Raw genomic sequence first — 21,501 nt, forward strand, 5'->3', positions numbered from 1 at the left:
CGCGCCAAATTTAACCCGTGAGCGTTTGCCGAATTTGAGCTAAATTTCATCAAAAATCCTTCCTAAGCACCAGATATCCCTCACGCAGATTTTCAAGCTCTTTTTTTAGCTCACATTCGCAAAGCTCGGAAATGAGCCTAACCGCATGCTCCCTAAATATCTCCACCTCGAAATACTTACTCAAATTTCCAAGCTTAAATTTGACGTATTCGCCGCCGCTAGCGACGATACGATCATACTCCTCGTCTTTGATATCGAGTAGCTTTTGGCTAAAATCGATCGTACCCACGCCGTGACCGACGCAGGTAGAAAAGAGCTTGATATCTTTTAGCTCTTTGGGCATTTTTTCGTTTTCGTCCATGTGGCGGCGAGTGAGCTTATAGACTCTTATCATCTTTTATCCCAGATTTCTTTTTTGACGTCGATCGCGTTTTCGCTCTGTTTTGCGTTTGCGTATTTTAGATAAACGTCGTTGTATAAAAGCCCCATGCACTCGGCATATCTAGGATCTTCTTCTTTATACATGGCTTCTAGCATAGCTTTTTTGGTCGCCGCTACGTCATGGATATCGGGCGATGTTTTAGCTGCGTCCATATACTTAGCAAACAACGTCCTGCCGAATATATAGCTCATTAGCCTCTTTGACTCGGCTTCCAAATCTCGCTCGAAAAGGATATTGCCCATGATAGACTCCGTAACGGCCGGAGCTTTGCAGTCGTCTTTTTCGAAGCTTCTTTTTTGTAGCTTTTGGTCTATGATGCCAAGAGCCATACCAAGGCCGTAGATGACGCTAGCCGGATGCGGAGGACAGCCCGGGATATAGACGTCTACGGGGATAATCTTATCTATACCGCCCCAGACGCTATAAGCGTCGTAAAAGATACCGCCCGTACTACCGCAGGCTCCAAGAGCCACCACGATCTTAGGATCTGGAGCTGCTTCGTAAGCGCGAAGTAGCGGATAGTACATCTGGCGCGTAACCGGGCCGGTGCAGACTAGGATGTCTGCGTGGCGAGGGTTGGCTACGAGCTTAAAGCCGAAGCGCTCAGGGTCCCACATCGGCGTGATGGCGGCGAAGATCTCGATCTCGCAGCCGTTGCAACTGCCGCAGTCGATGCGGTAAACACTAAAGCTTCGTTTGATATTTTTTAGATGCTCTAGCTTTGCGGTTAGGTCGTTTGCCGTTTTTATGTTTTCGGGAACTTGATAAAGGCTCATTTTATCCCCTCCTCTACGTCTTTAGTTAAGCGCTCGACAGATTGCGCTTTTTTGCACTCAGGGCAGATGTAGAGGTAGTCTTTGGCTTCCTCTAGTCTGCCCGGGAGTAAATTTGCCGTACTAAGCTTTGAAAAAGTATAGTTGATGAGGCGAACCGGCGTATACGGCTTGCCGCAGCATTTGCACTTTTGCATCTCTAGCTCGCCGCGCTGGATTAGCGCGCTCTTGTCAAATTTAACCGCAAGCTCAAAACCCTGGCTTAGTCGTACGCCGCCGGTTGGACAAACCTCATCGCAGCGTCCGCAAAATATACAACGTCCGCAATCAAACTGCCACACGAGCTTATCTTGCTTTTCGTTCATCTTTAGCTCTATGGCATTACTAGGGCACGCTACGCCGCACGCCGCGCAACCTACGCAAAGCTCGTAGGTATAAAACGGCTGCCCGCGGAAATTCTCGGGCACTTTGTAGGGCTCAAACGGATAGGCGTAGGTCGCCTTTCCGTATTTTTCGGTTATGTCAAATAACTTCATCATCTTAAATCCTTTTTGCTAATCTTGCCAGTTTGGCAAAATCTCTTAAGGTCTTTTTCGGTTAAAATTTTACTCTTTTTAGTATTTACGTCCACGACCGTAACGCGCTCTGTGCACGAATAGCACGGGTCGAGCGAACAAACGATCAATGCGGCGTCAGAGATGTTATTTCCGCGGAACTGATAGCGGAGGCTCGGCCAGTTGTTATACGTAGCCGCGCGGCATCTCCAGCGGAAAACCTTTTGTGCGCTGCCTTGCATGATCCAGTGGACGTTTTCTCCGCGAGGAGCTTCGTCGTATCCGAGCGCGAAATTTTCAGGCTTGATCATAGTTTTTGGATCTATCATGATCGGCGTTTGAGGCATTAGCTCAAAGCACTGTCTGATGATATGGATAGACTGTTTTAGCTCCTTGTATCTCACGACTTCGCGGCTAAATACGTCTCCGCCGTGCTCGACCGCGACTTCAAATTCGATATGTTTAAAGAAGTCGTAAGGGTGGTCGTAACGGTTGTCGCGCTTAAAGCCCGAACCTCTCATATTTGGACCGACCGGGCTAAAGTCGCGAGCTACTTGTTTATCAAGTACGCCTACGCCCTTCCAGCGTCCTAGTTGGCGCTTATCATCCATGACCGCGTCCCAAATTTCCGTAATCTGAACGTCAAGCTTGTTTATGATAGCAATACCTTGCCTGATTTCGTTATCGGTCATATCGCGGCGAAGTCCGCCCATTATGACGTTACCGTAGGTTTTGCGGCCGCCGGTTACGAGTTGGGCTAGCTCCATGGAGTACTCGCGCACTCTAAAGATATGCATGAAGGCGTTATAGTTGCCCGTTACCTCGCAAGCTAGACCGATATTTAGCAGGTGGCTGTGAAGGCGCTCGATCTCAAGGCAGATTACGCGGATAGCTTGCGCTCTTAGCGGAATTTCTAGTTTTATAGCCTTTTCGGCCGCTTCGATACACGCAATCGCGTGAGCGTAACCGCATATACCGCAGACGCGCTCCGCAAGGTAACCCATCTGATCGTAGTTCATACGGTTTTCGGCTAGCTTTTCCATACCGCGGTGCTGATAAAAGAGGCGGTAGTCCGCGTCTATGATCTCGTCGCCGTCGCAAAATAGCCTAAAGTGTCCCGGCTCATCGCTCGTTACGTGTAAAGGTCCGAGCGGTACGTCTACTACGCTATCGCCGCTAGGAAATAAAAACTCGGCGTCAGGCTCGTCTTGATGAGCGACGGGGTCCGGTCTATAGCGGTAGTCCATCGCGTCTTTTCTAAGCGGATGAAGGCCGTCGGGCCAATCGTCCGCTAAAACTAGGCGGCGTTTGTCAGGCAGTCCTTCGGCTACTAGGCCGAACATATCAAATGCCTCTCTCTCGTACCACACGCAAGCAGGCACTAGCGGAGTAACGGACGGAAACGTCGGATCGACGCCTGGAATCAATGTTTTAACGGTGATAAAGCACTTATCCTCAGCGGCAAAATCATCCGCCTCCGTCATCTTGCTGCCTTCCATAGATATCGCGTAGTAAAGCGCAAAACAGCCGTTTATAGTTCTCTCGTCGTTTGGTATCATTGTGCTTAAAAAGCCGCCGATATCGTAGTAAAGGGTCTTAACCGCAAGCGGAAGGTCGTTTCTGTCGACTAAAACCGTGATTTGGTCGTCGGCTTGGCGTGTTACTTCTAAAACCTTTACCTTTGTTTTTAAAATTTCTACAAATTTATCGCCTCTCATCTTCAAACTCCCATCATTATTTTGACGCCCTCATTGACTAGAGCGTAAAAGTTTTCTACGTGCCAAACGCCAAATATTATGATTAGCGCGCAAAGCAGGATAAGCGGTAAATTTTCTACTATGCTCATCTCTTTATTGTGAACGACCGCGGCTTTAGGCTCGCCGAAACTCGCCATGTTAAAGTGCGAGAAGTCCGCGATAAAGATGATCGCAAGAGCTATCGCAAATAGCGCGGTGCTAAAATATTGACCGCTGTTTATAGCGCCGACGAATACGTTATATTCGCTGACGAATATCGCAAACGCAGGGACGCCTACTAGCGAACAAACCGCAGCGCCGAACATCATAGTGGTTATCGGTGCAATCTTTACCATACCGCCCATTTTAGTCATATCTTTGTGACCGTAAATTCTAGCGATGTTGCCCGTTGAGCAAAACGCAAGAGCTTTTGTAAAGCTGTGAGCTAAGCAGTGGAAAATCGCCGCAAATAGCCCCAAAGGTCCGCCGACTCCCAATGCAAAGGCTATAACGCCCATATGCACGATAGAGTGGTAGGCAAACATCCTCTTTACGTCGTGTTGTCTAACGAGGAATATACCGCCGACAAATAGAGTAATAAGGCCTGAGATTATCATCACGCTTTGAACGAACTCCATACCCGTAGCTTGAGCCGCGATAGCGTAATATCTAAAAAGAGCTAACATCGCGCACTTTAGCAAAACGCCTGAAAGCAGAGCCGAAATCGGCGCAGGGCCTTGGGCGTGAACGTCCGGAAGCCACGTATGCGTAGGAGCAAGGCCGGCTTTCGTACCAAATCCGATAAGCGCAAAGACAAAGATTAGCTTTGCGACGTCGGGGCTCAAATTTTTAGCGTTTGCCATTATGCCCGTCCATAGCATCGCAGTTTCGCCGTCTTTTATCTCCGCAAAAGTCGCAGAGTAAAGAAGCACGGTCGCATAAAGCGCGAACGCTAGGCCGATAGAGCAAAGGACTATGTATTTATAGCCGCTCTCGGTTGATTTTTGATCTTTTAGGATCGCGACTAGGAACACCGATGAAAGCGTAGTAGCCTCGATCGCAGCCCACATAAAGGCAACGTTGTTACAGATGACGCTTAGAGTCATCGTAAAGATAAACACGTGGCTAAGCGCGTAGTATTTTCTAAGCGCGTCCAAATTTATATGGCCCTCTTCGAGCTCCCATTTCATATAGTGAGTCGCGTACAAATTTACCAAAAAGCCCGTAACCGCGATAAGCACCAAAAACACGCAGCCAAGGCTATCTAGGAACAAAAATTTACCGTGCGCGTAAAAAGTACCGCCCGATAAAACCTTGCTTACGTTAAATAGCAACGCCAAAGACGTAACCGCGCTAACCGCAACGTGAAGCAAACTCAAAGTCGCGTAATTTTTCGGAGAGAAAAATAGCAATATCGCTCCAAGAAGCGGTAAAATTAATATCAAAGTTAAACTATCCATCTCTATCCCCTTAAATTCGTAGCCTTAGACGTATCAAGGCTGCCGTATGCTTTATAAAATCTGATAGCTAAGACGCTCATGATGATAACGGCGAAAATCGCGTCCGTTAAGATACCAAGCTCGACAAGCTCGTTTGAGTTGTAAGCCATGAGCGCTAGGCTTAGATGTATGCCGTTTTCAAAAAGGCAGTAGGCTAAAATTTGCTTGATAAAAGAGTTTCTAAGCATAAAGCCGAAAACTCCCATCATAAACACGCAAACCGCGGCTAGTAGCATTATTTTCTCTTGGATTAGCGAAAATTGAAGGAATATCGGGTTGATACTCATCGCTATGGCTAGAGAAAATCCCATCGCTATAACAGGGCTTACGAAAAAGCCGCCCACAGGCTCGTCTTCGCTAACGACGTTAAGCTTTTTAATCAACCAAAGCAAGATCGCCGGTACGAATAAAACCTTCGTAAAAAACGCCACTACCGCCCACATGGATAGCTGCGACGCGTTAAATTTAGACGCCAACATAGCAAATATACCGACTAAAAGTAATGTCTCGATCGCGTAAACGATGACGGATAGCTTTAGGTTACGTAGCCCAAATACCGCCAAAGACGTTACTATCATGCCGATAGCTAATGCGTCTAACATAGTCATATCTGCATTCATCTCACACCCCCACGACGTAAAGCGTCAAAGCCACGAAAGATATGGCTAGAGCGGCTACCGCGTTTTTACGCAAGGACGAAGTCATCTTAAATCTCGGTCCGAAGTTGTCTATAAACACGGCCGCTACGTAAAACACTCCCGCCTTTAAAACGAAAATTATAACGGCTAGGAAAGGATTGCTAAAGTTCCACGGCTCGAAAATCGCGAGGAAAAGTCCTATCATCGCAAATTGTTTTAAGATAAGCGCCGCTTGAACTAGACCTAGATCAGAACCCGCGTATTCGCCTAGCAAGCCTTCTTGTAACTCTTGCTCGGCTTCTGCTAGGTCAAAAGGCTTTCTGCCCGTCTCAACGTATATGCACCACAAAAACGCGATCGAAGCAACCGCAAAGCTTGGGATCTGATATCCGATCTGGCCGCTTTTTACCATTGATTGTATCTCGACCAAATTTGACGTTCCTGCCGCTAGCATAACGACGATTAGGCACATTATCATAACAGGCTCGACATAAACGGCTATAGTTTGCTCTCTACCGCCGCCGGTAGCCGCAAACGGGTTACCGCTATCTAAAGATGCGGCGCCAAAAACAAATCTCAAAAGCGCACCTAGATAAAGGATCACGAAAATATCGGAGTAAGCTCCGAAAATCGTGCTCTTGCTATAAGTAATAGGAATAGCCGCTAGTATCGCCGCCGAAGTGGCAAATAAGAAAAACGGCGCCCATCTAAATACCCAGTGAGAGCACTCAGGCACGGTTCTGCCGCGTCTAAATAGCTTTATGATGTCGCGATACGTCTGGAAAAAATCGCTGCCTTGTTTTGATTGCAGTTTGGCTCTTAGTTTTCTGGCCATACCGTCAAATAGCGGCGCGACTAAGACGATGACGACGACTTGAAATATCATTAAAAATATAGTCTGTAAAATTTCCATCTCACGCCCCCTATATCAAAAAGTAGCTAACCGCTAGTATCGCGCAAAGATATACGAGTATATATAGCGCGTAAACATTGGTGTAGCCGCTTTGCATTATGCCTATTTTATCGGCTATTTTCTTGCTCCACTCGATCACTGGTTCGTAAAATAGCCCCCACCAGATATCTTTTGGATGGTTGTGGTATTCGACCGGGTTAAAATAGCCCTTGGTTACGACTTTTCTCTCGCCTTTAAACAGCCAGTTCATTATGCGTCTTAGATCGCCGGTGAAAGGACCGCCCGTCATTTGCATGCGAGAGCTGTATTTAAATCCGCAAGCCCAAGGATCTGTCTCGCGAGGTTTCTCGCGGTTTGCTTTCATGAAAGCTAAAATCGCAAAAGGCAAAACCATAGTAGAACATAAGATGATAGCGATTAACGGAGTAGAGACGATACTGCCTAAATTTGATGTCAAATTTATACCGTGGCTAGCTACGTAACCGCCTGCGCCGCCTATCGAATTTACAGCCGTCATTATGTAGCCGACGACAACGTTCGCTCCGACGCCAAATCCGACGCAGCCTATCATTAGCACGATCATGCCAAGCACCATAAATATCGGGCTTTCTTTTGCGTTGTCCCAAATTTTCTTATCTCTTGGAGTTCCCGCAAAGATTACGGCATAAAGCTTAAGGTGCATGCCGACTAACACGCCCGTAAGTGCTAGCGCAACGACTGAAAGCGTAAAGGCGTATCTAACGAAAATGCCCTGCTCTAGCGCGCCTTGAAGCATACCTTGGTATGTAAACCACTCAGACACGAAGCCGTTAACAGGAGGAAGCGCTGCGATACCCATAATACCGATAAACATACCAACAGATGTCCAAGGCATCTTTTTAGCTAGGCCGCCTAGTACGTCCATATCGCGGGTGTGCGTAGCGTGCAAAACCGAACCCGCGCAAAGGAACAATAGTCCTTTAAATATCGCGTGGTTAACCACGTGGTAGCATCCTGCTAAAAATCCGATCGCGGCAAGAGTGTTATTTCCTGCAGCTAGCCCGTATAGACCGGTACCAAGACCAAGCAAGATGATGCCGATATTTTCAACTGAGTGATAGGCAAGAAGCGCTTTGTAGTCGTGCTGACAAAGAGCGTAAAGAACGCCAAACAGTGAGCTAGCAGCACCCAGGATCAAAACCGCTAGACCAAAATATATGCTTAGCGGTAAGAAAAGCGTAAATTTGACTAGAGTAAATAGCGCAACCTTTATCATAACGCCGCTCATTAGAGCAGAGACGTTTGAAGGCGCAGCAGGGTGAGCCATCGGTAGCCATACGTGGAAAGGCCACATACCCGCTTTACTACCAAATCCTACTAAGAATAATATAAACACGACGACGCTAACCGCAGCAGGCATATTTAAGCGAGCAAAATCGCTAAACTCCATGCTGCCCGCATAGTGAGCCATGACTAGCAGTCCGCACGTGATACAAAACGCGCCGACCTGAGCGATACCAAGATACACCATCACCGCTTTTAGCGTGCCTTTGCCGTCGTTTACTAGGATGAGGAAAGACGAAACAAGCGTCATAAGCTCCCACAAAACGACGAAGCAAAATACGTTGTTTGCGCTGATGACTAGAAGCATCGAAAGGATGAAAAGGTTAAACAAACAGGCGAAAACGCCGACGTTTGCTTTTTTGATATATTCCTCCGCGTAGCTCATACCGTAGACGCTACTAGCAAAGCCGATAAAGACGACTACGAAGCTAAAGAAATTTCCAAGCGGAGTTAGCTCAAATTTAGGCGCGTATAGAAAGTCTCCGCCTAGAGCGAAGCCCTGCGTAACGCCCATGTTGGCCACAAAGTAGCAAAGCGCGTAAAAACAGCTGATCGCGCTTAATCCAAAGCCGATTTTGACGGCTGATTTTTGCGCGCCGTAGAGCAGGATGCTAACGGCGGCGCTAAATAAGAAAAGTAGATAAACGCCTACCATCTCGCACCCCCTTGTGCGCCGCTATTTTCGTCGTTCATAGCGCGCGAATTTGACGCCGCTTGCTCTCTTGCTTGCTCGCTAGGAGTTTTGTCAAGCTCGTTGATAACGATAACGTCAGCCTCGCCGTCCACGTCCTGAGCGCCGATATCGGCTAAAACGTGAGGCTCTTTTAAATTTCCGCTTCCGCGTAAAATTTTATTTACGAAATCCTGCGCAGCCTCCTGCTCGATCCTGTTGCCAAGCTTGTGACGGCTGTGTAGAGGATCGACCATGATGATAGCGCTGGTCGGACAAACCTCGACGCACGCAGGGCCGTTTTCGCGCCCGAAACACATATCGCATTTGATCGCGGTATTTTTCGCGCCCGCCTGGCTCTCGATCTCGAGGTAGTACTTAGGCTCTACCGCGTAGTTAACGGACGGCATGAGCTCCGCGCTCGAGCTTATCGCGCCGTAAGGGCAAGCGATCGTGCAGAGTTTGCAGCCTATACAAATCTCTTCGTGAAGCTCGATGCAGTTATCGTCAAACCTGAGTGCCCCGGTAGGACATACGTTCGCGCAAGGACCGTCATCGCACTGGCGACACTGCGTCGGCATGACGCCTTTTGCTTGACGTAGCACTGTTAGTCTAGCTTTTGAAAGCTTACCGCGCTCATAAGCGCTACGAAAACAGGCCGCCATGCAAGTAGCGCAACCGATACAACGTTTGTAATCGGCGATCACAAATTTATGCTGTTTCATAAATTCTCCTTTCTACTTGTTTTACGATTCTTGATTTCTCTTAAATCTTGAGCTAATTGTATTACTTTTAGAAATTTATTTCCGTCATTTGCCTGACAAATTTTGTATTTTTTAGATTAATTTTTATGAATTATTTATTTTTAAGTTTATTTTTAAATTTACTGTAAAATAGGTACTTTATTAAACTTATGCGAATATAAAAATATTACGCATAGGCTATCTAATGCACTAAAAAGAGTGTTTTAGTCCTATAATACCTCAGAAAGCTTAAGCCAAAATTTAATCGCAGCCTTTAAAATTTGACGGAACACTTTTTGCTAGGACTTGCTGCTAGTAATATAAAAAGGATAAAAATGCAGATCAAAAACGGCGCTTCAAACGAGATTTTAAAGACCTTAGCAAACCGCGTAGCTCAAGGTCAAAAAGGCGATAAATTTTTAGCCGGCTCTACGCTTGCGGCGACAAATTTGACCGATTTTGCCCAGATGCTAGATAAGTTTAACGAAAAAGCAAGCTCAAACAGTGCGGCGAGTAAATTTGACGCGGATAAATTTCACGGCGGCGAGGCGGGCTCGTTTTTACGAAATTTAGCCCGCGACGAAAACGAAGCGCAAATCTACGCAAAACTCGAGCGCGAAGCCAAAGAGGCCGCGAAAATGTTTAAGAAATTTGATTTTATGCAGATGATGACGAAGCTAGAGATGGGCAACCTAAAAGACGGCGAGCGAGCGGAAATTTTTGCCAAGATGAACAAGATAGCAAAGGAAATTTGACTTTAACGCGGGGTTAAATTTGCAAATTTCAAAAGCCCCGCCGCGTGCAAAATATCAATACCTTAAGTAGATAAACAAAAAATTTAAGCAACCTCACAAAAACGAGATTCTCAAATTCTCTTAAAATACACTCTTGAAAACGACTCAAATTTACCGCCGTCCTTTTAGCGTCGCGGGGTCTTAAAAATTTATGCGACCCCGTCAAAAAGCACATCTCAATCGCGAGTTTAATCCGCAAGCAGCGGATAAATTTTAAAATTTGCAGCGATCAAAACGGGCGCTCTATCTCGTAAAGTAGATTTTTGCCGCCCTCAAAGCCGAGCACATAGAGCCGATCCGCGCCGACGGCGAGCGAATGAGGCTCGCTCATCTGCGGCATCTCGTAGGCCTGCACGACCTCAAGGCTGTTTTTATTGATGCTAAGCAGCGTGTTATACTCTCTGCTGTAGGCTAAAATTTGATCGCCTACGCTCGCGGCCCCTACGACGTAGTAATCCTTAAAATTTCGCTTTTGCTTGAGCTCAAGCCCCTTGACGGGCTTTAGATACGCCTCGGCGCTTAGCTTGCGTTCGCTTATTAAAAATTTGCCGATTACGACGTTTTTTACGACATCGTTGGGCGCGCTGATTATATACATAAACTTCTCATCCGCCGCAAACGCCAAAGCATACGCCTGTTTAGCCCGTATCATCGTAAGAAACGGGCGCCCGTCCTTGGTATATCTATCGACGCCCTTTTCAAAGTAGCTGCCGTAATCGCCGCTGGTTTGCAAAAAGGTCCTATACTCTATCACTTTATCCATCGGCTCTTTGAGCCTTTTTAGCCCGTAGGCGGTCTTGTTCTGACCGATTACAAGCAGGTCCTCTCCTACGAAGGCGCTCGCCGTCGTATGGCCCAGATTCCAGCTGTTTTGATAATCAAGCACCGCAAATTTATCGAAATTTTTAAGATCTTTCGTGAAGTAGCTACCCGCATACGAGGAAGTAAGGGCGAACTCTTGATTTTTCTCGTCGTATGAGACGCTTGCTATCATCTCGCCTCTATTCATCTTTATCTCAATCTGCTTCGTGCCTAAAAGCCGTAGCTTTGGAGCGCCGAGCACCGCACCGTCGGCAAATTTTTCATTAAATTTTTTCGTGTCGAATACGCCGCGGATATAGGGTCTTTGCGGATAATCCTTTTTGAGATTAAAGGATTTGAGCCTATCCCATACGTATCTTTCCCACGTTTTGGAGCTCATAGCTAAATTTAAACTCATCCTATCGGTGGGCGCTTTGCCGCCGTAGGGCGGGATGCCGTTTGTAAAAAACGCCTGCACGCCGTTTGAGATAACAAGCGCGAAGGAGAGATAGAAAACGACCTTACCGTATGCGCTAAAGGGCTTGATCACGCTTCTTTGCCCGCTAAAATCGGCATTTAGCTCCGCGCTTTTTTTGATAAATATCAAAAAGAGGCTCATTACGATGACGACGGCCCAATACACGATCGCCGCCCACGTATAGGTTCGCACGCCCAGTATCGATGCGCCGAGCCCCATATCTACGTCGAGCTGGACGAAGTTGCCAAGATGTCTCAGCCCCATATGCATCCCGAATGCCGCGATGAAAAAGACCGCCGCGACGTATCTGAGCCGCGGACCGTATCTGAGGATAAAAAGCCCGAGCAGCCCCACCAAGATCATACCTATGCGCTCCCACCAGCAAAGCACGCACGGGCTTTCTCCCACCACGTATCCCAGCCAGACGTTTGCAATGCCTACAGGGATCACTAAAATAAGCATAATCGCCGTCGCCATCAAGGCATTAAAATTTTTTTCGCTAAAACACACGGCGCCCTCCTAGTAATTGCCCGAGCCGAATATCGAGCCAAATGTCGAGACAAACCACATGCCAACCATAACGAAGCTTGCCGCTCCGAACAAGCCAAACGCGAGCCGCTGCCTTTGCGGGCGAAACATAAGCACATACATGCAAACAGCGATCAAAACGAGTGTTAAAAATTCCATCGTCTCTCCTTGAGGTAAAATTCTGAAAATCTCTTTAAAATATTATAGTAAAAAATAAAAAAATTTGAGAGTAAATTTAAAATTTCCCGAAATTTTAAATTTATAGCTTCGACATAGTAAAACTCGCGCAAGATTTTATCAAACTCATATCGATACTATTTCAGGTTTTGCGGCAGCAAAATGCATAACGATCTTTTTTTGTAAAATTTCAAATATAACTATTTGTTGTAACCCGTAAGCGTATTTTAGATAGTTTAGATAGCTCGCGCGGTGGCAAATGAAGCTAAATTTAAGCCAAATTTCCCAGTCGTCTTTCCTTAAATTTTTGTATATTTTATCTGTTTTTTGATAAAATCGCGAATTTTAAGGACAAGGAAAATTTAAATATGAATTATGATATTATCGTCGTCGGAGGCGGCCACGCGGGCATAGAAGCCAGCCTCGCCGCCGCAAGAATGGGCAAAAAAACGCTGCTAATCACCATCCTAGCCGAGCAGATCGGAGCGGCTAGCTGCAACCCGGCAATAGGGGGTCTAGCAAAAGGCCACCTCGTAAAAGAAATAGACGCTCTAGGCGGACAAATGGGGCTAACGACCGATGCCGTGGGCATACAGTTTCGCGTGCTAAACGAGAGCAAGGGCCCCGCGGTGCGAGGCAGCCGCGCTCAGATCGACATGGATAGATACCGCGTCTATATGCGAAATTTACTGCTAAATACACCAAATCTTGAAATCAGCCAAGAGATCGCAACGCAAATTTTAAGCCAAAACGGCGAAATCACGGGCGTAAAAACCCACCTAGGCAACGAGTATAAAACCAGCAAGCTCATCATCACGACGGGCACGTTTTTAAACGGGCTGATACACGTCGGATTTAACAAACTAGAAGCCGGCCGCGTGGGCGAGCTAAGCGCCAAAAATCTAAGCGATAGCCTGCGCGAACTAGGTCTAGAAGTCGGTCGGCTAAAGACCGGCACCTGCCCGCGAGTGGACGCCAAAAGCATCGACTTTAGCGTGCTTGAGATCCAAGGCGGCGACGATGACCCAAGCCCCTTTAGCTTCCGCACGAGAGACTTCGCACCTACGCAGCTGCCGTGCTACATCGCCTACACCAACGTTACCACGCACGACATCATACGCTCAAATTTCGACAAAGCGCCGCTATTTACAGGCCAGATAGAGGGCGTGGGTCCGCGCTACTGCCCGAGTATCGAGGATAAGATAAATAGATTCGGCGACCGCGACAGGCATCATCTTTTCGTCGAGCCGCAGACGCTAGAGGCCACGGAGTACTACATCAACGGCTTTTCTACGAGCTTGCCGTATGAAGTGCAGGTCGCGATGCTGCGCTCGGTCAGAGGCTTTGAAAACGCACGCATAGTGCGCCACGGCTACGCGATCGAGTACGACTACGTCCAGCCTACCGAGCTAAAACACACGCTAGAGACCAAAAAGGCGCGCGGACTATATCTCGCGGGCCAGATCAACGGCACCACGGGCTACGAGGAGGCGGGCGCGCAGGGGCTGATGGCCGGCATAAACGCAGCGCTTGCGCTTGATGGCAAAGAGCCGTTCGTCCTGCGCCGCGACGAAGCCTACATCGGCGTTCTCATCGACGATCTAGTAACCAAAGGCACCAAAGAGCCCTACCGCATGTTTACCTCCCGCGCCGAGTATAGACTACTGCTGCGCGAAGATAACGCCGTGTTACGCCTGGGCGGATACGGCCGCGAGCTTGGCTTGCTAGACGAAGCGACGTTTGAGAAAATCGAAGCCATAAGGTCAAATTTGACTCGCGGGCTAGAGCTGCTAAACGGCACCCAGATCACGCCGACGAAGAGAAATTTGGAGCTTTTAGCTAGCCTTGACGAGGAGATAATCAGCCAAAATTTGACCCTGCAAAAAATCGTCGCCAGGAAAAGCTTTACTGGCGAAAAGCTGCGCAAGCTAGATCCGTTTTTCGAGGCGCTTGACGAGGCTAGCTTGGAGCAAATTTTAACCGAAGCCAAATACCAGCACTACATCGCCGAGCAAAAAAAGCAGATCGACCGCATGAAAGATATGATGAGCGTGAAAATCCCCGAAGGCTTTAACTTCCGCGGTATCAGCGGGCTTAGCAACGAAGTGGTCGAAAAGCTCGAGAGGTTCGCCCCGCCGACGCTCTTTGCAGCTAGCGAGATCAGCGGCGTGACTCCTGCTGCGATAGACATCTTACATATTTATATAAAGATGAACGCGAGGGAGTCGCAGTAAGCCGCGATAAAATGCTATTTAACAAGGACAGGCGTTAAATTTGAGGTTAAATTTAACGCTTCGCCTCTTTGGCGTTAAATTTCCAAACCCGTCAAATTTAATCGTATCTGCTAATCTCTATCAAATTCCCGTCCGGATCCCGCACGTAGATTGAGCTTATCGCTCCAAGCGCGCCCGTTCGCGGCACCACCCCCCCCTGCTCTACGGCGATACCCGCAGCCTCTAACTCCTCTAAAACCGACTCAAGCGGCGTATCGGTAAGCAAGCAAATATCGGCCGTTCCGACGTTTGCGTTTAGAGCGTTTGGAAAAATCTCCTCGCCTTTTACGTGCAAATTTATCTTTTGCGAGCCGAAGGCCAGAGCCTTGCGTCCGTTTGCAAAATCAATCTCGCGCATACCGAGCACTCGCACGTAAAAATCAAGCGTCCGTTGCAAATCAGCGACGGTTAAAACGATATGATCGATCGAAGTGATACGCATAAATTCTCCTTTTAAATCAAATTTAACCAAGCATTGCCCGCTAAAACGGCAAATTTGACGGCGTAAATTTAAAGCCGCTCGGCGTCAAATTTTACGGTGTGGCTAAATCAAAACCGAATTTAAATTTAGCCGACTTACAAACCGTTAAATTTAATCGCCCAAGCCAAATTTGCAATCAAATTTTACCTCCGAAAGCCTTAAAAATACGAGATAGTAAATGATTATTTAAAAATAATTTAAATATTTAAACTATTTGACGGAGAAATGAAAGTTTAATTTTCATAAGAGTATAATCTCGATTATTCTTCAAAAACCGTTGAAAGGAAAGTAATGTCCGTAAAACAAGAAAGACGAGATTTTATCGGTCTAGCGTTTGGCGCGGTAGCCGCAGTCGGCGGCGCAGCGACTCTCGTAGCCGTTAAAAAGACCTGGGACCCGCTTCCTAGCGTAAAGGCGGCCGGATTTACGACTGTAGATCTTAGCCCAATGAAAGAGGGTGAGATGCGCCAGATCGAGTGGCGTAAAAAGCCGATATTCGTTCTAAAAAAGGATGCTTCGATGGCGCCTAACGACAAGCGCGATATCGTAGTAGAGGGCGCTAGATATATGGTCGCGATCGGGCTTTGTACGCATCTTGGCTGTATTCCCGAGTGGAAACCCGGCAAACAAGTTTTCGTTTGCGCCTGTCACGGAGGCGAATTTGACGCAGACGGCGTAAATACCTTCGGCCCTCCTCCTCGACCGCTAGACATACCGCCGTTTAAGATAGACGGCACGAAACTCGTTCTGGGCGAAACCAGCCCCGAATACGAAAAACTAGCGGCTCAAGCGTAAGGAGGGGAAAATGCACATCAGAAAATCAACGGGCGTTTTAGACTGGCTTGATCAGAGGATCGCCTTAAACAAGCTAATGAAAGTACTCGTCAGCGAATACTGGATACCGAAAAATATAAATTTCCTCTGGGCGATGGGCGTTATACTCACGACGCTTTTTGCTTTGCTTATTTTTACCGGATTTATGCTAGTTATGTACTACAAACCGGACATAAATTTAGCCTTTGACAGCGTAAATTTGACTATAATGAAAGAGGTCGAGTACGGCTGGCTATGGCGTCACATACATGCGGTTGCGGCTTCGGTCGTGTTTTTGATCATCTACATACACACCTTTACGGCGATCTACTACGGCTCTTACAAAAAAGGCCGCGAGATGATTTGGGTCAGCGGTATGTTGCTTTTTATACTGTTTTCAGCCGAGGCTTTTAGCGGATATATGCTACCTTGGGGGCAGATGAGCTACTGGGCGGCGATGGTTATCACGAATTTATTCGGCGGTATCCCGGTTATCGGGGACGCGGTAGTCGAGTGGATCAGAGGCGACTATGCAGTTAGCGATCCGACTTTGACGAGATTTTTCATGCTTCACGTATGCTTGCTACCGATCGTGCTGATCGCAGTCGTCGCGATACACTTTTATACCCTTCGCGTCCCGCACGTAAATAACGAAACGGGCGAAGAGATAGACTTTGATATCGAGGCTGAAAAATATCTAAGCGGCGATAAGAAAAACGCTAAAGTTATTCCGTTTTGGCCGGGATTTTTGGCAAAAGACTTTATGTACATCGGCTTTTTTATGATTTTCTTTTTCTATTTAGTCTGTTTCCATTTCAACTTTGCGATGGATCCGATAAATTTCGAGCCGGGCAACGCTCTAAAAACTCCTCCGCACATCTATCCTGAGTGGTATTTCTTGTGGCAGTATGAGATTTTACGCGGATTTTTCTTCGACATTTTCGGCTTTAAAGCTTACAACATCGGCCTTATTGCGTTTGCAATCGCAGGCGTAGCGCTATTTTTCATGCCGCTTTACGACAGAAGCGACGTCGTGGCTCCGGCTCACGAGAGAAAAGGCTTTTTCGTATGGTTCTGGTTGCTAGTGGTCGATATGATCGTACTTACGATCTTCGGTAAGCTACCTGCCGACGGCGTGACGCTTGGTATTTCAAACTCATGGATAGGATTTTACTCGACCATTACGTTTTTCGTTCTGCTTTTTGTCGTTTTACCTATCATAACGACTCTTGAGAAAAAAGGAGCGGTAAAATGAGAGAGTTAAAAATTTTCATAATAGTAGTTATTTTAACCGGCATAACATACTGGGGTATCGAGCCTTACGCGCATAACGTCATGCATCCGCACGTCGGCGCGGCCGATTACGACTTTGGCGCCGAGGATATAAATCAAGCCAAATCTGTAGTAGAAGCTAGACAAAAAGCCCTCGATGCGACAAAAGCTCTAAATGACGAGAAAAAAGTCGCCGGAGCACAAAAAGATCTCGAAGAGGCACAAAAATCTCTCGAAGACTACACCGCGTTTTGGAACGATATAAAGGCTATAAATTTAGCCAAAGGCGACGCGACTAAAGGCGCAGAAACCTTTGCAAACGCGGGCTGTGCCGGCTGTCACGGAGTCGAGGCTGCGGGTATGCCTACAGCTATGAGCGCTGCTGAACTTAGCGAAGCGTACGGCGTAGTGCCACCTGATCTTAGCAGCGCGGGAGCGATATACGACGAGCATTTCTTGGCAGCCCTTATCAAAGACCCGACTAAAGCGCTAAAGCTAACGCACAAATTTAACGACGAAAAGCCTTATCCTATGCCGGCCTTTTTCGGAGCAGGCGGAGAAGATCCAAATGCCGAGATCGCCGATATAGTCGCTTATCTAAAGTCTATCGCGCCTAAAGAAGTTAGCGACGAACAGGTATTTCGCGACGCGTGCCAAAGATGCCACGACATGAAGTACGAAAATAAATACACGCTAACCAACCGCGTAAATTTAGCCGCATATATGGGCTCAAACCCACCTGATTTATCGATGATGATTCGCTCAAAGGGCGATGAATATCTGCATAAATTTATAAACGATACGCAAAAGATGCTGCCAGGCACTGCGATGCCTCGCGTGGGACTAAGCAAGGCTAGCGAGGATCAAATCGTAGCCTATATGCAAAAAGCCGGCGACGCTAAAAAAGCCGAGCGCGAAAGTCTAGGCATAAACGCGATGATCTACTTCTTGATTTTCGGAATATTTGGATGGCTTTGGAAACGCAAAGTTTGGTCTAGCCTACACTAAAATTTGAGCCCGGCTCCGGGCTCAAATTTCTCTTTAAATTTTACTCCTTAATTTCTAAAATTTATCTACCGATTTAGAAGCCGTCGTAAAATTTATTCAGCACTCGCGATGCCTTGTCTAGGCTCAAATTTGACCACAAACAAATACTAATTTTACGCGCCTATAGTTTAAATTTGGATACGTTTTGAGCGCAATAAAAACTATAAATATACATTTTACAGCATTTTTAAGAGCGTATTACTAATCCTGCTTTTTACGCCATGAACGAAGAATACGGCAGATCATTTGGATTTTCTTAGCGGCGGTGAGCTAAGTAGCGTGATTTATAGACGCATTTTTAAGTTAGAGCTCAGCTTGTTTTGGTTTTTTCATAATTTTTCTTGATTTAGGTTGTCTTTAAATTTATTTCCCGATGTTAAAATCGGCTATCAATTTTGATTTGCAAATTTCAAAAAAAGGGTAAATATGAATGGTCTCAAATTTACGGTCAAGCTTTTTGCGACCATCGCGGTGCTTTGCCTTGGGTTAAATTTAAGCGCTAGCGAGCTGGAGGGCAGGTGGAGCATCGTCTCGGCAAACATAGACGGGCAGGAGGTGCAAACAGCGGGACAGAAGTGCTTCGAGGATTCGTTTTTCGAGGTTAGCGGCCGCAAGGCAAAGCTAGGCCTTAGCTCCGTAGGCGAGGATGGCGCATGCAAAAGCGGCGCGGCAAGCTACGCCTTTAAAAGCATGGGTGCTGGCAAATACGCGCTGGGCCCTATCGGCGAGTTTTGGCTAGAAGAAGGCGCGCTAAAGGTAAAACAGTCCTTAGACGGCGGCAAATTTATCGTTTTTTCTTTCAAAAAAGACGTGGCCGCAAACAAGGCCGTGGCAACGGCAACCGGCTCAAATTTGAGCACAGACGAGCTAGAGGGCAGATGGGAGATCGACTCGGTCGCAGCACAAGGGCAGACGTTTAAAACGGCGGGCCAAAAGTGCTTTGAGGATTCGTTTTTCCAGATAGCAGGCGGCAAAGCCATAGTCAGTATCGTAGCGGCAAATCCAGACGGTTCGTGCAAGACGGGCGCAGGAGAAAGCGGCTACAAAAGCCTTGGCAGCGGCAGATACGCGCTAGATAACGATGCGGGCGAATTTAGGCTGAAAAACGGCTCGCTCGAATACGAACAAAGCGCGGGCGGCGTCTTGTTTACCTTTAAAAAAAGCCGCGCGGCGCAGGCTAGCTCAAATCAGACACAAGCCAAATCAAGCTCAAATTTAGGCAAAACCCCAAAACCCGAAAAAGACCCTAGCGTCAAGCATAGCGACGCGGGAGCGAGCAAAAAAGGCACGGGCGTGTTTGCAGGCAAGTGGTTCTTCATAAACACCAATACCGACATATCCTTTTATCTGCGCGACGACGGTACCTACTGCGATGACCTTGGTAAGCCCGACTGGCGCACGCGCATCGACGGCACGTATAAAAAAGACGGCAAAAAAATCGTACGAACCGCCAACGACGGCGAGCAAAGCACATATAGCTGCGAGAATGCGGACTGCACATTTTTGTGGAGCGACGGCGGATACCATCTCTTTAACGCTCAAATCTTAAATGAGGTGCCAAAGGGCAGCTACTCATTCACCGCCGTTGGCTCCATGTCCGTCTATAACGCCTCGGGCGGCACAGATATCGTGGGCGGCGGTGTGAGCGGGTACTATGACTTCGACGGCAAAGGCCGCTTCAAGGACGGCAGTTGGGCCTACTCCTCCGCCGCCATGAGCAATATGGGCGGCGGCGGAACAAGATCTAGCAGTAGCGCGGGCTCATATACGCTAGACGCGGGCGAGCTCACGCTCAGATACGACGACGGACGGACGCAGCGTCATAGCTTTTTTTATATCCCGCCTACTAGCGAAGGCAAGGCAGGCGGAGCGGTCGTCGACGGCGCGATATATTTTTTGGACGAATAGCAAAACCCGAGCAAATTCGCCGCATTCGGTAAATTTGCGGACGGGTTCGCGCAAACCAAGACTAAATTTATGAAAGGAAAAATATGGCTAAATTTAAATTTTTTGCAATCCTCGCAGCGCTTTGCCTCGGGTTAAATTTAAGCGCTAGCGAGCTGGACGGCAGATGGAGCATCGTCTCAGTTACGGCGCAGGGACAGACGTTTAAAACGGCCGGACAAAAGTGCTTCGAAGACTCTTTTATCGAGGCTAGCGGCGATAATGCGCGCCTAAGCCTAAGTAGCGCGGGCGACAGCTCATGCGAAAAAGCCGAACAAAACTTCGCTCTAAAAAGCCTAGGCGGCGGCAGATACTCGCTTGGCGGCGGCGAGCTACGGCTAAATAACGGCTCACTCGAATACAAACAAGGCACGGACAGCGGCGAGATCGTATTTACCTTTAAAAAAGACGAGGTAAATTTAGCCGGCATCGTAAACGGCGCTCTAAATCAAGCAAACCCCGGCGGGTCAAATTTAAGCGAGATCGAGGGCAGATGGGAGCTAGTCTCGCTAAAGGCGCAGGGGCAGAGCTTTAAAGTCGCGGGACAAAAGTGCTTCGGCGACTCGTTTTTTGAGATCGGCGGCGATGAAGCGACGGTAGGTATCGTGGGCGTAAATCCGGACGGTTCGTGCAACAATAGCGCAGGCAAAAGCGGCTACGAAAGTTTAGGCGGCGGCAAATACGCGCTTAGTGCTAAAGGGCTGGGCGAGTTTTGGCTAAAGGACGGCATGCTCGAATACAAACAAGTCGCGGACGGGCAAGAGGTCTTATTCGTCTTTAAAAAAAGCGCAAATAGCGCGCAAGCAAAAGTAAGCAAATCAAGCTCAAATTCGGTCGAGTCCGCAAAACCCGCAAAGGACTCTAGCGTCAAACATAGTAGCGCCGGGGCGAGCAAAAAAGGCTCGGGGGTATTTGGCGGTACGAAATTTAACATGCTTTTAAACACGAGCGAAGATTATTCTTTTTATCTACGCGACGACGGCACCTACGCTAGCCGCCTAGAAAAGCCCGACTGGCGCACGCGCATCGACGGAACGTATAAGGTCAAAGACGGCATCCTAACGATAACCAGCAACGACGACTACGATACGAGCTACTACTGCGAGAACGACGACTGCACCTTTTTGTGGAACTCAATCGGTACGGGGTATTATATGTTTCAGGCACAAATTTCAAGCCAAATGCCAAAAGAGTGCTTCTCGTTTCGCAAGGACAGCTCGTCGTCCCTGTACGGCTGGTCGGGCGGCAGCGATACGGTGAGCGTAGGCGTGAGCGGATACTACTGCTTTGACGGCAAAGGGCGCTTTAGCTCGGGCGGATCGTCGTATGCTATGGCAACCTCGGGTACCCCAGGCGGCAGCATAGACGGGGGCAGCTCAAAATCGCGCAACGACGAGGGCTCATACACGCTCGATCAAGGCGAGCTAACGCTCAAATACGACGACGGCACGGTCGTTCGCCACAGCTTTTTCTACACTCTGCCGCGCAGTAAAGATAACAAAACTATGGCGATCATCGACGGCGAGGTTTATCGGTAGGCTGGCTCTTTTTAGTCGGTAGGATTTTAGCATTTTAGCCCGTTTTTGACCGGGCTAAACTTAC

General features: G+C 47.8%; 19 protein-coding genes. 7 read left to right on the plus strand and 12 right to left on the minus strand.

What is annotated here, in order from left to right:
* Nucleotides 1–49: 49 nt before the first annotated feature.
* Genes H7R39_RS10890 through H7R39_RS10930 form a run of 9 tightly spaced genes read right to left on the minus strand, consistent with a single transcriptional unit; the run spans nucleotide 50 to nucleotide 9,273 of the window.
* Complete coding sequence (locus H7R39_RS10890; protein ID WP_185899343.1) at nucleotides 50–394, minus strand: formate hydrogenlyase maturation HycH family protein; 345 nt, start codon at nucleotides 392–394, stop codon at nucleotides 50–52.
* Nucleotides 391–1,218: an NADH-quinone oxidoreductase subunit B family protein gene (locus H7R39_RS10895; protein WP_185899345.1), complete on the minus strand. Its 828-nt coding sequence runs from the start codon at nucleotides 1,216–1,218 to the stop codon at nucleotides 391–393. Before H7R39_RS10895 ends, H7R39_RS10890 begins: the two co-directional genes overlap by 4 nt.
* Nucleotides 1,215–1,754, minus strand: coding sequence for a formate hydrogenlyase complex iron-sulfur subunit (locus H7R39_RS10900; protein WP_185899347.1), 540 nt, complete (start codon nucleotides 1,752–1,754; stop codon nucleotides 1,215–1,217). Before H7R39_RS10900 ends, H7R39_RS10895 begins: the two co-directional genes overlap by 4 nt.
* A complete protein-coding gene (locus tag H7R39_RS10905; protein WP_185899349.1) occupies nucleotides 1,751–3,487 on the minus strand; it encodes a hydrogenase large subunit in 1,737 nt (578 codons plus the stop codon). Before H7R39_RS10905 ends, H7R39_RS10900 begins: the two co-directional genes overlap by 4 nt.
* Nucleotides 3,488–3,489: 2 nt before the next feature.
* Nucleotides 3,490–4,965, minus strand: coding sequence for a hydrogenase 4 subunit F (locus H7R39_RS10910; RefSeq protein WP_185899351.1), 1,476 nt, complete (start codon nucleotides 4,963–4,965; stop codon nucleotides 3,490–3,492).
* 2 nt (nucleotides 4,966–4,967) lie between these two features.
* Nucleotides 4,968–5,612, minus strand: a complete 645-nt coding sequence (gene hyfE / locus H7R39_RS10915) for a hydrogenase 4 membrane subunit (RefSeq protein WP_185899453.1) — start codon at nucleotides 5,610–5,612, stop codon at nucleotides 4,968–4,970.
* Between the two features lie 13 nt (nucleotides 5,613–5,625).
* A complete protein-coding gene (locus tag H7R39_RS10920; RefSeq protein WP_185899353.1) occupies nucleotides 5,626–6,555 on the minus strand; it encodes a respiratory chain complex I subunit 1 family protein in 930 nt (309 codons plus the stop codon).
* Nucleotides 6,556–6,565: 10 nt separating this feature from the next.
* A complete protein-coding gene (locus H7R39_RS10925) occupies nucleotides 6,566–8,533 on the minus strand; it encodes a proton-conducting transporter transmembrane domain-containing protein (RefSeq protein ID WP_185899355.1) in 1,968 nt (655 codons plus the stop codon).
* Nucleotides 8,527–9,273: a 4Fe-4S dicluster domain-containing protein gene (locus H7R39_RS10930; RefSeq protein ID WP_185899357.1), complete on the minus strand. Its 747-nt coding sequence runs from the start codon at nucleotides 9,271–9,273 to the stop codon at nucleotides 8,527–8,529. The genes H7R39_RS10925 and H7R39_RS10930 overlap by 7 nt, the downstream gene beginning before the upstream one ends.
* 353 nt (nucleotides 9,274–9,626) lie before the next feature.
* Here H7R39_RS10930 and H7R39_RS10935 point away from each other — a divergent pair, with 353 nt between their 5' ends.
* On the plus strand, nucleotides 9,627–10,046 hold the full coding sequence (locus H7R39_RS10935; RefSeq protein ID WP_228724785.1) for a hypothetical protein: 420 nt from the start codon (nucleotides 9,627–9,629) through the stop codon (nucleotides 10,044–10,046).
* Between the two features lie 268 nt (nucleotides 10,047–10,314).
* Here H7R39_RS10935 and H7R39_RS10940 read toward each other — a convergent pair whose 3' ends face one another.
* Nucleotides 10,315–11,874 carry a disulfide bond formation protein B gene (locus tag H7R39_RS10940; protein ID WP_185899361.1) on the minus strand — a complete coding sequence of 520 codons (1,560 nt, stop codon included), beginning with the start codon at nucleotides 11,872–11,874 and terminating at the stop codon, nucleotides 10,315–10,317.
* A 9-nt stretch (nucleotides 11,875–11,883) separates the two neighbouring features.
* A complete protein-coding gene (locus H7R39_RS10945) occupies nucleotides 11,884–12,051 on the minus strand; it encodes a preprotein translocase subunit YajC (protein WP_185899363.1) in 168 nt (55 codons plus the stop codon).
* A gap of 386 nt (nucleotides 12,052–12,437) precedes the next feature.
* Here H7R39_RS10945 and mnmG point away from each other — a divergent pair, with 386 nt between their 5' ends.
* Nucleotides 12,438–14,303 (plus strand): tRNA uridine-5-carboxymethylaminomethyl(34) synthesis enzyme MnmG, encoded by a 1,866-nt coding sequence (gene mnmG / locus H7R39_RS10950; protein ID WP_185899365.1) that lies wholly within the window; start codon nucleotides 12,438–12,440, stop codon nucleotides 14,301–14,303.
* Nucleotides 14,304–14,400: 97 nt separating this feature from the next.
* Here the strand turns inward: mnmG and H7R39_RS10955 are convergent, their stop codons facing one another.
* Nucleotides 14,401–14,784: a VOC family protein gene (locus H7R39_RS10955; protein ID WP_185899367.1), complete on the minus strand. Its 384-nt coding sequence runs from the start codon at nucleotides 14,782–14,784 to the stop codon at nucleotides 14,401–14,403.
* Nucleotides 14,785–15,114: 330 nt separating this feature from the next.
* On the opposite strand from H7R39_RS10955, the gene petA reads away from it, so the two are divergent.
* The 5 genes from petA (at nucleotide 15,115) to H7R39_RS10980 (ending at nucleotide 21,437) form a co-directional block, all read left to right on the plus strand.
* Nucleotides 15,115–15,618 (plus strand): ubiquinol-cytochrome c reductase iron-sulfur subunit, encoded by a 504-nt coding sequence (petA, locus tag H7R39_RS10960; RefSeq protein ID WP_122873345.1) that lies wholly within the window; start codon nucleotides 15,115–15,117, stop codon nucleotides 15,616–15,618.
* A gap of 10 nt (nucleotides 15,619–15,628) precedes the next feature.
* On the plus strand, nucleotides 15,629–16,891 hold the full coding sequence (locus H7R39_RS10965; protein WP_122866464.1) for a cytochrome b: 1,263 nt from the start codon (nucleotides 15,629–15,631) through the stop codon (nucleotides 16,889–16,891).
* Nucleotides 16,888–17,916, plus strand: a complete 1,029-nt coding sequence (locus tag H7R39_RS10970; RefSeq protein ID WP_185899369.1) for a c-type cytochrome — start codon at nucleotides 16,888–16,890, stop codon at nucleotides 17,914–17,916. Before H7R39_RS10965 ends, H7R39_RS10970 begins: the two co-directional genes overlap by 4 nt.
* Before the next feature lie 465 nt (nucleotides 17,917–18,381).
* Complete coding sequence (locus H7R39_RS10975; RefSeq protein ID WP_185899371.1) at nucleotides 18,382–19,863, plus strand: hypothetical protein; 1,482 nt, start codon at nucleotides 18,382–18,384, stop codon at nucleotides 19,861–19,863.
* 83 nt (nucleotides 19,864–19,946) lie between these two features.
* Nucleotides 19,947–21,437, plus strand: a complete 1,491-nt coding sequence (locus tag H7R39_RS10980; RefSeq protein ID WP_185899373.1) for a hypothetical protein — start codon at nucleotides 19,947–19,949, stop codon at nucleotides 21,435–21,437.
* Nucleotides 21,438–21,501: the final 64 nt, after the last annotated feature.

The organism is Campylobacter massiliensis (assembly GCF_014253065.1).
GTDB lineage: Bacteria > Campylobacterota > Campylobacteria > Campylobacterales > Campylobacteraceae > Campylobacter_A > Campylobacter_A massiliensis.